Origin of the sequence: Brevibacillus sp. FSL K6-0770, from assembly GCF_038000275.1 — a bacterium.
GTDB classification, from domain to species: Bacteria; Bacillota; Bacilli; order Brevibacillales; family Brevibacillaceae; genus Brevibacillus; species Brevibacillus parabrevis.
The window spans coordinates 4,842,445-4,856,499 of the sequence record NZ_JBBOBQ010000001.1; the positions used below are offsets into that span (position 1 = coordinate 4,842,445).

Sequence of the window (14,055 nt, forward strand, 5' to 3'; positions counted from 1 at the left end):
GACGATCGTCCAAAAACGAGGTGCACAGCATGACTCCCCCTTCCAAAAGCCAAGCGAAAGCAGAAGCGAAGCGAGCCTTCCTGATCGAACAGGCAACGGCCTGTCTGGCGGAAAAAGGCTACGCCAACGTGTCTTTGCGCGATATCGCCAAGGAATCCGGCGTCTCGCTCGGCATCCTGCATTACTACTTCGCCAGCAAGGAAGATTTGCTGCTCGCTGTCATCGCAAGCTACAAGGAACGCTTGATCGACGAGTTGGAACGCGAAGTAGTCGCTGCTCCCCTGGACAGTTGGCTCCCCGCACTCGTGACGGTTCTCGGGCGCAGTCTCCAAGAAGACCGCAAGCTGCATCGGCTCTGGTACGATTTGCAAGCGCAGGCTTTGTACACCCCCGTCTTTCTCGAACAAGTCCACCGCATTCGCGCCCGGCTGCACGACTTGATTGTGCGCATGCTCAGACGGCTGCAAACAGAGCGGCAAGCACCGCTCGCAATGGACGAGAACGCTGCCAGCTCGATCGTTTACTCCTTGATTGACGGCATGATCTTGCAAAGCTTGCTGGACGAAGACAAACCCGCAGCCGAAGCTTTGGCCCTTTTCCAGTTTGCAGTGCAGCATTTTCTTGCGTCGCTTTTTCCGCTTGATCAAAAATGAATGAGGTGATCCATGATGTCCGTCCTCTCTTTGCGCAATCCTGCGACTGGTGAAGTTTTTGGTTCGGTAACGGAGGCCAGCCCGGCCGAGGTTGATGCCGCCGTAGCAAAAGCACGGCGCGCCTTTGCTGCCTGGTCCGCTACATCCCTCGCTGAGCGGCTGCGCTATCTCACTTCCCTGCGCCACTATCTCGTCGAGCACGGCGAGGAGCTGGCGCAAAAAATCAGCCAGGCAACGGGAAAAGTAACGCTTGAGGCGTACATGACCGAGATTTTTGTCACCGCTGATACGATCCGTTTTTACGAAAAGCACGCACAGCAAATGCTGTCTCCCCAGCCTGTTCCCACCCCGCTCGTGCTCTGGCCGAAAAAATCGTACATCCACTACAAGCCGATGGGCGTTGTCGCGGTCATCTCGCCGTGGAACTATCCGTTTCAGCTTGCCATCATTCCGATGCTATCCGCGCTTGTCGCCGGAAATATCGTCATTCTCAAGCCGTCAGAAGTCACCCCGTCCACTGGCCTGTTGATCGAAGAACTGTTCGGGATTGTTGGACTGCCTGAAGGCGTCGTCACTGTCCTGCACGGCGGGCGGGAGGTCGGCAGTCGGCTTGTATCCGCCCGGCCTGACAAAATCTTTTTCACAGGTTCGGTCGCCACTGGCAAAAAAATCATGGCAGCCGCAGCGGAGCATTTGATCCCCGTAGAATTGGAATTGGGCGGAAAAGACCCGATGATCGTTTTCGACGATGCCCATCTGGAGCGCGCCGCAAACGGAGCCGTCTGGGGTGCTTTCACCAACTCCGGTCAAGTATGCATGTCCGTCGAGCGCCTGTATGTCCACGAGCGCGTGTATTCCGAATTTTTGCGCTTGGTCACCGAAAAAACAAAAGCGCTGCGCCAAGGCTTTCCCGAGCAGGCAGAAGTCGGTTCGATGACGTCGCCGCAGCAAATCGGGATCGTCCGCGCGCACATCGACGACGCGCTCGCCGCGGGAGCCACAGCTGTCACTGGCGGAGCGATCCAAACGGACAGCATGTTCCTTGCCCCGACCATCCTGACAGGCGTCACACCGGAAATGAAAATCATGCGCGAAGAGACATTCGGCCCTGTCCTGCCGATCGTCACCTTTTCCGATGAAGCAGAAGTCATCCGTCTGGTCAATGAATCGCCCTACGGCTTGAATGCCTCTGTCTGGTCAGCCGACAAAGCAAAAGCGCAGCGCGTGGCGGAAAAGCTGTTGAGCGGAAACGTGTGCATCAACGACGTCATCATCAGCTATGCCAATCCGCACCTCCCTTTTGGCGGGGTCAAGGATAGCGGCATCGGCCGTTACCGCGGCCCGGTTGGACTGCAAGCTTTCACCCACAGCATCTCGATCATTCACGATCCCGGCTCGAAAAAGCGCGAGTTCAACTGGTATCCGTACACGCCAGACCAGCAGCTGATGTTTTCCGGGCTGACCCATCTGCTCTACGGAAAAAGGCCAAAATGGAATCTTCCCACGCTGAAAGCCATCTGGCGGGAGCTGAAACGACTGCGTTAGCAAGCCTGCTCCCCCTTATTTGATGGTTCCGTAGCCGAGAATGTCCAGTTTGACCTTGATGTTGAGATCGGCCTTCTTGTAGAGGGCCAATCCTTTTTCCCGCGTCCATTTCCCATGGTATTTCTGCCGGAGGCTTTCCTCCAAGCCAGCCGGATCGACGCCCCATTTTTGATAGTTTTTCAGCATGGTTTTCGTTTCACTTTGAATCCGCTTTTCCATTTGTTTGACCAGCTTGGTGATCTGCGGACGCTTATCCAAGTTTTTCTTTCCATCATAGCCGACGACCACGCCGCGCAGTTCCAGGTCGATATGAATGACCGGCTTTTTCGTATTGCCATTGCTCCGCACTTTTGATTTCGACCAGACGAAGTCGAAAATGATCTCTTCCATGTCGGCGTTCTCCTCCGCAGCGTCCGGGTCGCCAAACCCGAACTTGACGCGGGGGAGCCGCTTGCGTCCCAACAAACATTGCACCAGCTTCCCTTCGCGCTGCGAGTACAGGCCAATCATCTTGTCCTTTCGCAATAACGCAACTTGGGCAATCTCGATGCTCCCGTCTTGCTTGACCAAATACGGCAAATTCGGATCGCCTATATTGCTGGTCATCATGAAGACAAAATCGTGAATCGTGGAAAAAGACGAAAACGCCGTCTCCACTCTCGGACGCAGCAAGTCGTTCAAATACGTGTTGATTTCCGGCTTGTTCTTGTACTTCCCTCTGATGACATCCTCTACTTTGCCTTTGACGATGGCGATAAACACGTTTTCGCCCACAATCGGATTCCGGTACAAATCGAGCACGACTTTGCCAATCCCGCTTTTTCGGGCAAGTTCCTCGCTGAACAAAATGACGCGCAGCTGCGATAAAGTAATCGTCCGCTCCACTTTGGGAGCCAACGCCAGCATCGCTTCACTGGTCATCGAAGCCTGGGTCGCATAAATTTGCGTCGTTTCCTTGCCTTTTGCCGGAACCGGAATGGAGACCAGCACCTTCATTTGCGTATCATCGACATAGTCGAACCCCATCACGCCGATCATCGCCATGTCTTCAAGCGCCGGACGTTCATATTCGGCGGCACAGCCCGCAAGCGTGCAGGAAAGGAGTGCGATCAAAAAGAGCCAGCTGCCCCATCTCATGACACCTTCTCCCCCTTTCCTCGCCGCAAAGCGTGCAGCATCAGCAAAAAGATCGGCCACAAGATCAAGCCGTACGCGAAGTAAACAGTCAGCTGGTCATACAGGTAGCGTTGCGCTTCCACGGACAGAGGGCCGTGAATCATAAAGTAAGAAATCGCGGACGGCAACAAGAGATGCCATAAGCGACGTTTCCCCGCCAATTGTTCCATCCCCGTACGCGCCATCCACAAGTACGCGGTCGACGTGCTGAGAATGAGAAATACCCACAGACCGATTCCCAAATTTTCTACCCGCTCCAAAAAGGACAGCTCGACAGCCTTGAACAGATTCAAAATCGGGTAGACGAGATTCGCCACCTGCCATTCGGAAAAATACGCCACACTCGTGAGCAGCACCAACACGTAGAAGAAAACGACCGTCCATACGCCGATCAACACATGGCGCCGCGCTCTGTTCTTTTCGATGATAAACGGGTAGTAAATCAACAAAATTTCGTACCCCAGCATACTGCCTGAGGATTGGTTAAGCGCATCAAGCACACTGGCCAGATCGGTATTGAAAAGCGGAAAAATATGCGACAGCCCGCCTTTTTGAAAACCGTAATGCAGCAACACCAGCATCCACCCCGTAAAAAACAAGGCCAGCAGGCAAAATCTCGCCACGAGCTTGATTCCGCCGTTCGTAATGTACATCATGACGAGTGTCAAGCCAAGCAACGGCATGGTGATCGTCTGGTTGTTGAGCATCGAGGTTTGCAAAAGCCGGACGTATCCTTCATTCGCTGTCGATGTGTTCAGGATGGCGTAGACGATGACCAGGACGTTCAGGCAGCTGCCCAGCCACTTCCCCAGCAACTTTTCATGAATCCCGAACAGCGTATCTCCCGGGTAGCGGCTGCACAGCGCGATCATCGGAAAGACCGTCAGCGTCACAATGATTCCGAGCAAAATCGGCGCCATCCACAAGTTATAGCCCATTTTGCTGGCAAAATGAGAAAGCGACAGCAGATTGACGCCGACCATTGAATTGATGATCAGCCCGATTACATGGATCGGATTCAGGCTGTGAATCTTTCCTCTGTCCATCTATCTACTCCTCACCAACGGGCCGCGCCTGTTTGCGTTTTGCTCTGGACATGCGGTTGCGATAGACGATGAACTTCATCGGCGCGCGCACCAGGCCATTAAACAAATCCGTCCACTGGCGCGGCACACCCGGAGCCATGTAAGGAGTGCCCAAAGAGGTCAGGTTGAGCAAATGCGCAAACAAAAAAGCAAGCATCAGCATCTGACCGTACATCCCCATCATGCCTGCCATCAAAATAAAACCGTAACGAACGAGACGAATCGCGTTGCTCATCAAAAAATTGGGCGGAACAAACGAAAGCAGGGCCGAGACGGAGACGAGAACAATCAAGATGTTGCTGGCCAATCCCGCTTGAACGGACGCTGTTCCGATGACAATCCCGCCCACGATCCCGATCGTCTGACCGATTTTCGTCGGCATGCGTATCCCGGCTTCACGCAAAATCTCGATAACCAGCTCGATGAAGATCACTTCGATGACCGGAGGAAAAGGCACCTGGCTGCGCGATTCAGACAAAATCGTCAGCAAGGCGGGAGGGAGCATTTCCGGGTGAAAAGTCAGGACGGATACGTAGCTGGAAGTAAGCAAAATCGTCACAAACAGCCCGAAAAAGCGGATCATTCGCAGCAAGCTCGCCGTTAACCAGCGATTGTAGAAATCCTCGGGGCTGCTGAACATCTCCAGAAAAGAGGCCGGGCAGATCGCCGCTTCAGGGCTTCCGTTCAGCATAATGATGATTCTGCCATCCAGCAGTGCCGCTGCCACATTGTCCGGGCGACTGGTCAGCCCGAACTGGGGAAACGGCGAGTACGGCTTGTCTTCGAGCATTTGTTTCAAAACAGGCAGTCCGACGAAGCCCTGATACTCGACGTTTTGGATGCGTGTCTTCACGCGTTCGACGTTGATCTCGTTCGCGATATTTTCCAGGTACAGGACCGCTACCCGGTTTTGCGTCTCTGTGCCGATCGTGTAGGCGACAATTTTCAGGTTGGGCGTCGTCAATCTGCGGCGCAAGAGCGACAGGTTGATCTCCAGCATCTCCACAAACGAATCCTGCGGGCCGAGAACCGTCGCCTCGCTCTCCGACTTGGTAATCGCACGATGCTCGACCTGAAACGTATTGACGTGCAAAATAAGCTCCCGTTCCAGAAAAAACAGGATCGTATGGCCGCGCAGCAAATTGGCAAGCAGCAAGTCCAGGTTGCCTTCGCGACACGGCTGCGCGTAAGGAAGCACGGTCAACGGATCTCTGCCGTCCGAGCGCTGCAACGGCAAAAACACGTTTTCATACAACTGCGCCAGTTCCACCATCGTATCTAGAAAAAAAACGTGAACCTCTTCGTCATTGATCGTCAAAGCCAGGCTGCTGAGGTCATCCACGTTGTGCATTTGCTGTTTGATCATTTCCGGCGTGATTCGCTCGCCACGCGAAGGCGACGCGCCACCGCTCTTGGCTTGTGCCACTTTGAATACTTGCGCTCTCCACCAATCTGTCGGCTCCATCTTGAATCCCCCGATCTACAGGAAAATCCTTCTTACTTTGACCGATAGGTGGTGATTTTATCCATCCATAGGCGTTTTTATCCATGCAAAAACGGGAGCCTCAGCCCCCGCTTCTCGCCTTCTCATGCTATACTGTTCTCGTTTAGGCAAACTGCTTCGACAGATTCGCCATTTCAATCGCAGCCGCAGCGGCCTCCCAGCCTTTGTTGCCTGCTTTCGTTCCAGCACGCTCAATCGCTTGCTCAATATTGTCTGTCGTCAGCACGCCGAAAATAACCGGAATCCCTGTGGACAGCGACAAGGAAGCAACTCCTTTGGCCGCTTCGTTGCACACGTAATCAAAGTGCGGAGTTGCGCCGCGAATCACGGCGCCCAGCGTCACTACCGCGTCGTAACGGCCGGATTCCGCCATTTTTTTGGCAATCAGCGGAATTTCAAATGCGCCTGGCACCCATGCCACATCGACGTTTTCCTCTTCCACACCGTGGCGCTTCAAAGCATCGAGAGCGCCGCCAACCAGCTTGCTGACGATCAGTTCGTTAAATCGCCCTGCTACAATCCCTACGCGCAGTCCTGTCCCTACCAGATGTCCTTCAAATGTTCTCATTCCGTTCACTCTCCTTTGCATTATAGGTGGAGCAAGTGCCCCAGCTTCGTTTGCTTGGTTGTCAAATATCGCTGATTGTGCGGTTGCACCTGCATTTGCAACGGCACTCTTTCTTCTACTTTCAGCCCGTAGCCGTCCAGCCCGCGAATTTTGCGAGGATTGTTGGTCAAAAGGCGCATCCTGCGCACTCCGAGGTCGCGAAGAATTTGCGCACCAATCCCGTACTCTCGCAAATCGGCCGCAAAGCCCAGCTTTTCGTTTGCTTCCACCGTATCAAGCCCTTCCTCCTGGAGCTTGTACGCCTTGAGCTTGTTAATCAGCCCGATGCCGCGTCCTTCTTGGCGCATGTACAAAAGAATGCCCGCGCCCTCCGCCTCGATTTGCGCAAGCGCAGCATGCAGTTGCGGCCCGCAGTCGCATCGCTCGGAGCCAAAAATATCCCCGGTCAGGCATTCGGAGTGCACCCGGACGAGAACCGGCTTGTCCGAGTCGATCTCGCCCTTGATGAGCGCTACGTGTTCTTTGCCATCTACTTCGTTCGTATAGGCCGCGATCCGAAAATCGCCGAAGCTCGTCGGGAGATTCACTTCGATTTCTTTGTGCACATGCGATTCCGTGCGCATCCGATACGCGATCAAATCGGCAATCGTGATCAGCTTCAGCTCAAACCGCCGCGCAATCTCTACCAACTGCGGCAACCGGGCCATCGAGCCGTCTTCATTCATAATCTCGCAAATCACGCCTGCCGCAGCACTGCCAGCCATCTCCGCGAGATCGACGGCCGCCTCCGTGTGACCAGCCCGGCGCAACACGCCGCCCGCTTTTGCTATCAACGGAAAAATATGCCCCGGCTTGCGGAAATCTTCGGCTGTCTTCTGCTCATCCAGCATCGCCAGCACTGTCTGCGAACGCTCATGGGCTGAGATTCCCGTATGCGTGCTCGCCTCATCAATCGAGACGGTAAAAGCCGTCCCTTGCTTGTCTGTGTTGTCTTCGACCATCGGAGCAAGCTTCAATCTGGCCGCGCGCTGTTGCGTAATCGGCACGCAGACCAGCCCGCGCCCATGCGTTGCCATGAAGTTGATCATCTCCGGTGTCGCCGCTTCCGCCAGGCAGACGAAATCGCCTTCGTTTTCCCGATCTTCGTCATCCACTACGATAATCGCTTTCCCTTGGCGCAAATCTTCCAATGCCTCTTCTATCTGATGAAACATGGGACTTCCCTCCTCGTTCAGACAAATCCATTTTCCTGCAAAAAAGCCATGCTGATCGTCGAGCCTGCCGCTTGCCCGCTCCTTTGCTGGCCGCGATCGCCCAAAAGCCGCTCTACATACTTGCCGATGACGTCTGTCTCCAGATTCACCTGATCGCCTGCGCGCCGATCCTGCAAGCTGGTCTGCGCCAGCGTGTGCGGGATGATCGACACGCTGAAATGCGTATCCGCAGCTTCCACCACAGTAAGACTGATGCCATCCACGCAAATCGAGCCGCGCTCGATGACGTATTTCAACAGCTCCGCGCTCGCTTCGATCGTAAACAGCACAGCGTTGGCGTGCGGCTGTCGCGACACGATCGTGCCTGTCCCGTCCACGTGCCCGGAGACGATATGCCCGCCAAAACGGTCGCCCAAGCGCATCGCCCGCTCCAGGTTGACTCGCTGGCCCGCTCGCAGATGGCGCAGGCTCGTCTTTTTCATCGTTTCCGGCATGACGTCGACCTGAAAATGCCGCTGCGTAAACGAAGTAACCGTCAGGCAAATCCCGTTGACTGCGATGCTGTCGCCCAGTTGCACACCTTCGAGCACCCGCTGCGCCCGGATCACGAGCTGACTCGCCTGATCGTTGCCCGTGAGCGATTCCACCGTGCCCAGCTCTTCTACCAGTCCGGTAAACATCGGCTTTCCTCCTCTTTTTACACGGTTTATAACATCGGAAAGCAGCCATCGGCCTCGGCAAAACAAAGCCGTCTGTCTCCGATTCGCTTTTTTGTCCTCACTCCCACTGTGGATAGCCGCTGATCCGCAAGTCCAGCTCATCCAGTTGCTCAACGGTCGGATTCGCCAGCTTGACCGCCTGATCCATCGTGGAAAAGCCTTGTCCTCCAAACGGTGTCGGCGCCTGGCCACCGCCAATCATTTTCAGCGACACGTAGCTGATCACTTTTTGAATCGCCCGCGCCTGCAAAAACGCTCCGTTGACCGCGGCCCCGCCTTCGACGAGAAGCGAAGTGATTCCCCATTCGCCCAGCGTGTCCAGCACCTCGTCCACCCTAATCTGCTCATCTGCCACGAACAGCCGGATACCTTTTTCCGCAAAAGCCTCCTGCTTCGCTTGCGCCGCAGCTTTCGTCGTAAAAATCCAGGTGGGCGCATCCGCATTTTGAATCACGTTGGCCCCGAGCGGCGTGCGCAGCTGACTGTCCCAGATGATACGCACAGGCTGTCGCCCATGCGCTTGCCCGTCCAGTCTCGCCGTCAAAAGCGGATCGTCCGCAAGCACCGTGCCTACTCCGACCAGGATCGCGTCGTGCTGTCTGCGCAGCTCGTGCACTTCCCCCCGCGCCCGCGCACCCGTTATCCAGCGACTGTGCCCGCTTTCGGTAGCGATCTTGCCATCCAGCGTGCTCGCTGTTTTGATCGTCACAAACGGACGCCGCGTCGTGATGAAGTGGAAAAAGACTTCATTCAGCTTTTTCGCTTCCGCTTCATGCACGCCGACAACCACTTCCACGCCTGCTGCCCGCAGCTTCTCCGCGCCTTTTCCCGCGACGAGCGGATTCGGGTCCAGCGTGGCGATCACGGCACGCCGGATGCCAGCCGCGATCACCGCTTCGGCGCACGGAGGCGTTTTGCCGTGATGACTGCACGGCTCCAATGTGACATACAGCGTAGCGCCAGCCGCTTTTTGCCCTGCCATCCGCAGAGCGTGCACTTCTGCATGAGGTTCGCCTGCACGCAAATGCGCTCCCATGCCTACTACTTCTCCGTTGTTTACCAGGACTGCACCGACGAGCGGATTGGGGCTCGTCTGACCGTTTGCCGAGCGCGCCAAATCCAGTGCCAGCGCCATGAACCGCATGTCCTGCTCCATGTAAACCTCCTCTTTCATGCACGGATTCCAGCCAATGCAAAAAGCCCTCGAAACCACTAGCGGCTCAGGGCATAAGGAAAGAAGCCTTATCGCATCCGTTTTTTGCAAAAGGGATGCCAAAAAGCATGGTCAGCTCTTCTTCCATCCGGACTTTACCGTCGGCTCTGGATTTGCACCAGATCAGTCGCTGACCGTAACGATCAGCGAGTCGCGGGCTTTAGACGTACATACGTCATTACCGCCGGTCGGGAATTTCACCCTGCCCTGAAGATTTTTGCGCTATGCAGTTTTCCAATAAAAAACGCCCACGAGCAAACGATACTCAGGGCGTAGGGAAACAAGCCTCGTGACAGTTCTGTTTTTGAAAAAACAGCCGCCGAAGCTATTGTAAGACACCTTCTCCCATCCGGACTTTACCGTCGGCCTTGGATTTGCACCAAGTCAGTCGCTATCCATACAGCAATAGCGAGTCGCGGGCTCAGACGTGCGTTCGTCATTACCGCCGGTCGGGAATTTCACCCTACCCTGAAGGCTGGTATTCAGTTAGGCACAGTATAGCACACATTTCTCGTCAACTGTCACTTTTTTAGGTGGAAGTGTCCTTTTCCTGCTCTCCGCGAGCGCGGCTACAAAATGTCCAGCAGTTCGCGCAAGTCCGTGATGTACGCTCGCGGCGAAACTTCGTTGCGCTCCATGTCCGCCCGCTCTCCCTGATACGCGATAAACGCCACTTCCCCGCCGTGCGCCGCTTTTCCGTCAATCCAGGAATCTCCGACCATCGTCCAGGCCGTGGCAGACCAGTTGGGGTATTGGGCGCGGATGTAGTGAATCCCGGACGGATGCGGTTTGAGTGTCGTCATCTGCTCGCGCGCGACAATCTCCTGGAAACAATCGGCGATTCCCGTATGATTCAGCGCTTCCTCGGCGGCTGCGTAGGCATTGTTGGTCAAAATGAACAAATGATACCGTTCCTTTAGGTGGGCGAGCACTTCCTTGACGTGGTCTTCCAGGACAGCCTCGTGCATCCCTGCTTTTTCAATCGCGGTTACAGCCTCCCACATCGTTTGCTCAAGCTGACTCGTCATCCGGCCCGACTTTCTGCCCATTTCGATCAATTGCGAAGCGGTGTGGCTGCGCCAGTCAAAAGTCGGCTCGCACAGCCCGTGCTCAGCCCACAAGCGAAAAATGGCCTGCTTCATTTCCAAAAAGTTGATTTTGGATTGCAGCAACGTATTGTCCATATCGAAAATGATGCCTTTTATCGACGCTCTGGTCATTGTCGGATCTCTCCCCCTTTTGCCAATGATTATTTGGTCAAGTATACCAAATTAATAACGTTCGACTAGATGCGAAAACGGGAATCAGGACTTTTTCCAATCGCAAAAGCTCGTGAACGACGCCCAGACGATCGACGATAAAAACATCATCATCCAGGGACAGGACCAGGAAAAAAACACATCATGGAGCATGATCGACGGACCGCTCAGCAGCCAGGAGGGCGTGATTGAGCTGACCGTCACCTGGGGTGAGCCGTAGATTTCCCCGACACCTTTTCACGGAACGAAAAAAGCGACAGCCCGCTGCTGCCGCTTTTTTGTTTTTCCCGCCATTCGCCAAGTCCGCTATGGCGCATCGTCTGCCCCTTCCATTTGCGCCCGGGGCACATCCGGCTTGCCCTCCGGATTGTTGTACAAATACTGCGGCACATCCCCGATAATCAGTGAATGCGTGATCGGGATTTTCGTGGTGATCGTCTGCTCCTCGGTGGCAAACGGGATGACGATCTGCAAGTCGACCTCCACGAAAATGTAGACGGTTGCGAGCACCATGTTGATGCCCGCCTCCTTCAACTCTGTCTCCAGCTTTGTTTTCACAGAGCCGATCGGTACAAAAGTGACAGGCAAATTCGGTCCCATCTGCGCCAAAAACGTATTTCCTGTCGCCAAGCCAAGCGGAATGGTGCGATCGACTTTTTCCGTCTCAAATTCCTGAAGCTTGTTCTGCACTCGTGAAGTAGTCTCGCCGACAATTCTCGCGTATTCCCTGAAGTTAAACTGGTATGCCTGAATCTGCCCTTCGTTGTTCTTCTCGATCTTGACGATCTGGTTGAAATCGACGCCCTGCTGGGAAATTCGTTTGGTGACTGCGTCCGTAATCGCTTCTTTTGCCAATTGCTCTGCTTTTTGGGTTGCCAGGATCAAGAGCGTCGGTTCCAGCCGTTGCTGCAAAAAGACGAGCGACTGAATCGACAAAACCACAAAAATTACCAGCGCAATCAAAAACGCTTTCGTTCGAGAAAGCGGGTTCCTCCAACGCCGACGGGGTCGAAATATGGCCAATCCCGTCACCTCCCAATTGGTACATCCTATGGTAGGAGAAGGGAAAAAAGACTATCCGCGACGAGAGTCGGCAACACCCCCGCTTTTCTGCACGTACACGCCCAGTCCGACGAGCGCAAAAATCAGCAGCACCTGTGCACAGACAACCAATCCGAACAAGCCGCACGCCGCCGTTAACAGCGGTGCGCCAAGAAAACCGATAAAAAAGCCGCTGCGGCCGAGAAAGCCCTGCACCCCGAGCACCTTGCCGCGCACTTCATTTTTGGCCTGCTGCAAAAGCGTGCCCTCGTACACCTGTGCCGCCCCGCTCAAAAGCCCGGCGCAACCGAGCAACAACAGCACCGCCGCCGTCCAATCGGCAGCAAACGCCGCCACGACCAGCAGCGCCATCAGCCCGTATGCGCCAAGCAAGCCACGCCAAAAATCAACGGAAAAACGGACGGCGAAGTAAGCGCCAACCAGCCCGCCTGCGCTCATCGCGGACCACATCAGCCCGTGCAGGGTAGCATCGCCACGGCTTAGCCCATCGGCCAAAAACGGCAAGCCGTAGTTGTGCGCGGCCGTACTGATCGCCAGCGGCGCAGCCAGCAGACTGACCGCGAGCAGCACAGGCGCTCCTTGCAAATACACAAAAGCTGCGCGCATCCCGCCGCTTGCCGTTTCTTTCTCTTCGGCTTTTTCCGCCTTGTCCGGCGTAGCTCTGCTCTCCCAGCGCATCCGCGTCAAAATTGCTGCCGAAAACAAAAAGCTCGCAGCGTCTGCTCCAATGACGAGTGCATAGCCGGCATGATCGGTTAACAAGCCGCCCAAAAGGAAGCCGACAATGCCGACAAACGATTCCAGCCTCACCTTGAGACTGTTCACCCAAGCCAATTTTTCCGGTCCAAACATCTGCGGCAATGACGCCTGGAAGCTGATCGCAAACAGCGTGTACAGCATCCCTTTGAGAAAAGCCGCCGCGACGACAACGTATGGATGCGGAATGAGCAAAATCGCCAGCAAAGCCAGCCCCGCTCCGATGTCGCTTGCGATCATCGCCTGTCTTCTGTCCATCCGGTCTGCCAATATGCCAGCAAACGGGCTGAACAGCATTCCGCCCACCTGTCTGGCGACAAAAAAAGCCATCAGCCAAAACGCGCTATGTTCAAACGTAAAAATCAAGGCGCTGCACGCGATCAAGTCCATTCGCGATCCGAGCGAGGACAGCGCATTGACGTACAAATACTTTTTCATGTTCATGTGTACCAAACCTCCTGGTGATCACAGGCGGTTCAGACTGACGCCCCCATCTACGGGGTGCGTACACTGATTATGGCAGTTGACATGCGCATGCCTCCTCGTGTGTAAGTGTGTAAAATCATGACTCGTTTTTGTTCTGTCACTGTCGACGGGGGCCGTTCCTTAACCGTCTATGTGCGGCAACTCATGCCGTACTCTCATCATAACGAGACGCTCCTATCTTGTCATGAAAAACGGGAAAACCTTCGCAAAAAAATGGCGCTTCTCCTACGTCAGACTGCATCTGTCTTTCATATGGTAAGGGGGAAGATCTTTTTTGCCCTGGAGGTTTGTCATGAATCTGGAACGATTGGAACGTGCCTTTGGCTCCCTTGTTTGCCCCAGTCCTACCGAATTGAGGCAGGCTGTCGCTTCACTCGCGCTCTGCCCAGACGATATCGCGTCACTCGTTCCCCAACCGGAACAGCTTCCATATGGCCGCAAAATTTTGTATCTCACGCCTCACGTAGAGGTCGTTCTCATCCATCTTCCTGCCAGGCAGGAGTCCATCCCGCACAACCATGGCGACTCGTTTGGCTGGGAGTGGGTCATATCCGGCACGCTCACCAATGTCGTCTACCTCCCGGCTGACCGCGAAGACGAAGTTTTTCGGGCACAAACGACCCATGTCAGCGCAGGAGATTGCTATTACGTCGCTCCCGGCGAGATTCACGCCATTCGCAACAACACAGACGGACCTGTCCTCTCGCTCAATGTGTATACGCCCCCGCTGCAAAACTCCCGCCAGTACCGCGCCGTCCAATCCCCCACGTAGGATTGGAAAAGTTACAAAAAAACCAGTACACCGCCAAAAGAGC

The 14,055-nt window shown here is 55.0% G+C and carries 14 protein-coding genes and 2 riboswitches; of the genes, 4 read left to right on the forward strand and 10 right to left on the reverse strand.

All coding sequences use genetic code 11. The features are described from left to right. Positions 1-29 precede the first annotated feature (29 nt). Positions 30-653, forward strand: a complete 624-nt coding sequence (locus NST23_RS23010) for a TetR/AcrR family transcriptional regulator (protein WP_173596743.1) — start codon at positions 30-32, stop codon at positions 651-653. A 15-nt stretch (positions 654-668) separates the two neighbouring features. Further along, positions 669-2,198, forward strand: a complete 1,530-nt coding sequence (locus NST23_RS23015; protein WP_445662503.1) for an aldehyde dehydrogenase family protein — start codon at positions 669-671, stop codon at positions 2,196-2,198. A 15-nt stretch (positions 2,199-2,213) separates the two neighbouring features. Here the strand turns inward: NST23_RS23015 and NST23_RS23020 are convergent, their stop codons facing one another. The 8 genes from NST23_RS23020 to NST23_RS23055 form a co-directional block, all read right to left on the reverse strand. Further along, positions 2,214-3,335, reverse strand: coding sequence for a Ger(x)C family spore germination protein (locus NST23_RS23020; RefSeq protein ID WP_340964661.1), 1,122 nt, complete (start codon positions 3,333-3,335; stop codon positions 2,214-2,216). Beyond that, entirely contained in the window at positions 3,332-4,420 is a 1,089-nt protein-coding gene (locus NST23_RS23025) for a GerAB/ArcD/ProY family transporter (RefSeq protein ID WP_287102607.1), read from the reverse strand. Before NST23_RS23025 ends, NST23_RS23020 begins: the two co-directional genes overlap by 4 nt. 4 nt (positions 4,421-4,424) lie before the next feature. After that, positions 4,425-5,924, reverse strand: a complete 1,500-nt coding sequence (locus NST23_RS23030; RefSeq protein ID WP_173596740.1) for a spore germination protein — start codon at positions 5,922-5,924, stop codon at positions 4,425-4,427. Positions 5,925-6,066: 142 nt separating this feature from the next. Then, complete coding sequence (gene ribH / locus NST23_RS23035) at positions 6,067-6,531, reverse strand: 6,7-dimethyl-8-ribityllumazine synthase (protein WP_122964489.1); 465 nt, start codon at positions 6,529-6,531, stop codon at positions 6,067-6,069. 20 nt (positions 6,532-6,551) lie between these two features. Next, entirely contained in the window at positions 6,552-7,745 is a 1,194-nt protein-coding gene (locus NST23_RS23040; protein WP_173596739.1) for a bifunctional 3,4-dihydroxy-2-butanone-4-phosphate synthase/GTP cyclohydrolase II, read from the reverse strand. Positions 7,746-7,762: 17 nt separating this feature from the next. Continuing rightward, entirely contained in the window at positions 7,763-8,425 is a 663-nt protein-coding gene (locus NST23_RS23045) for a riboflavin synthase (protein WP_122964487.1), read from the reverse strand. 97 nt (positions 8,426-8,522) lie between these two features. Next, positions 8,523-9,620, reverse strand: a complete 1,098-nt coding sequence (gene ribD, locus NST23_RS23050) for a bifunctional diaminohydroxyphosphoribosylaminopyrimidine deaminase/5-amino-6-(5-phosphoribosylamino)uracil reductase RibD (protein ID WP_274874338.1) — start codon at positions 9,618-9,620, stop codon at positions 8,523-8,525. Between the two features lie 129 nt (positions 9,621-9,749). After that, positions 9,750-9,896: riboswitch (FMN riboswitch) on the reverse strand. 114 nt (positions 9,897-10,010) lie between these two features. Continuing rightward, positions 10,011-10,157: riboswitch (FMN riboswitch) on the reverse strand. Positions 10,158-10,246: 89 nt separating this feature from the next. Next, on the reverse strand, positions 10,247-10,897 hold the full coding sequence (locus NST23_RS23055; RefSeq protein WP_314304513.1) for an HAD family hydrolase: 651 nt from the start codon (positions 10,895-10,897) through the stop codon (positions 10,247-10,249). Between the two features lie 112 nt (positions 10,898-11,009). On the opposite strand from NST23_RS23055, the gene NST23_RS23060 reads away from it, so the two are divergent. Beyond that, complete coding sequence (locus NST23_RS23060; protein WP_340964663.1) at positions 11,010-11,156, forward strand: hypothetical protein; 147 nt, start codon at positions 11,010-11,012, stop codon at positions 11,154-11,156. Positions 11,157-11,242: 86 nt separating this feature from the next. On the opposite strand, the gene yunB is transcribed toward NST23_RS23060, so the two are convergent. Further along, a complete protein-coding gene (gene yunB / locus NST23_RS23065; protein WP_122964484.1) occupies positions 11,243-11,968 on the reverse strand; it encodes a sporulation protein YunB in 726 nt (241 codons plus the stop codon). A gap of 42 nt (positions 11,969-12,010) precedes the next feature. Next, positions 12,011-13,198: an MFS transporter gene (locus NST23_RS23070; RefSeq protein ID WP_340964666.1), complete on the reverse strand. Its 1,188-nt coding sequence runs from the start codon at positions 13,196-13,198 to the stop codon at positions 12,011-12,013. Positions 13,199-13,532: 334 nt separating this feature from the next. On the opposite strand from NST23_RS23070, the gene NST23_RS23075 reads away from it, so the two are divergent. Further along, a complete protein-coding gene (locus NST23_RS23075; RefSeq protein ID WP_173596735.1) occupies positions 13,533-14,012 on the forward strand; it encodes a cysteine dioxygenase in 480 nt (159 codons plus the stop codon). The last annotated feature ends 43 nt before the right edge of the window (positions 14,013-14,055 follow it).

Coding starts and splice junctions, on each gene's coding strand:
- NST23_RS23010 (WP_173596743.1), top strand. CDS start 30: ATGACTCCCCCTTCCAAAAGCCAAGCGAAAGCAGAAGCGAAGCGAGCC.
- NST23_RS23015 (WP_445662503.1), top strand. CDS start 669: ATGTCCGTCCTCTCTTTGCGCAATCCTGCGACTGGTGAAGTTTTTGGT.
- NST23_RS23020 (WP_340964661.1), bottom strand. CDS start 3,335: ATGAGATGGGGCAGCTGGCTCTTTTTGATCGCACTCCTTTCCTGCACG.
- NST23_RS23025 (WP_287102607.1), bottom strand. CDS start 4,420: ATGGACAGAGGAAAGATTCACAGCCTGAATCCGATCCATGTAATCGGG.
- NST23_RS23030 (WP_173596740.1), bottom strand. CDS start 5,924: ATGGAGCCGACAGATTGGTGGAGAGCGCAAGTATTCAAAGTGGCACAA.
- ribH (WP_122964489.1), bottom strand. CDS start 6,531: ATGAGAACATTTGAAGGACATCTGGTAGGGACAGGACTGCGCGTAGGG.
- NST23_RS23040 (WP_173596739.1), bottom strand. CDS start 7,745: ATGTTTCATCAGATAGAAGAGGCATTGGAAGATTTGCGCCAAGGGAAA.
- NST23_RS23045 (WP_122964487.1), bottom strand. CDS start 8,425: ATGTTTACCGGACTGGTAGAAGAGCTGGGCACGGTGGAATCGCTCACG.
- ribD (WP_274874338.1), bottom strand. CDS start 9,620: ATGGAGCAGGACATGCGGTTCATGGCGCTGGCACTGGATTTGGCGCGC.
- NST23_RS23055 (WP_314304513.1), bottom strand. CDS start 10,897: ATGACCAGAGCGTCGATAAAAGGCATCATTTTCGATATGGACAATACG.
- NST23_RS23070 (WP_340964666.1), bottom strand. CDS start 13,198: ATGAACATGAAAAAGTATTTGTACGTCAATGCGCTGTCCTCGCTCGGA.
- NST23_RS23075 (WP_173596735.1), top strand. CDS start 13,533: ATGAATCTGGAACGATTGGAACGTGCCTTTGGCTCCCTTGTTTGCCCC.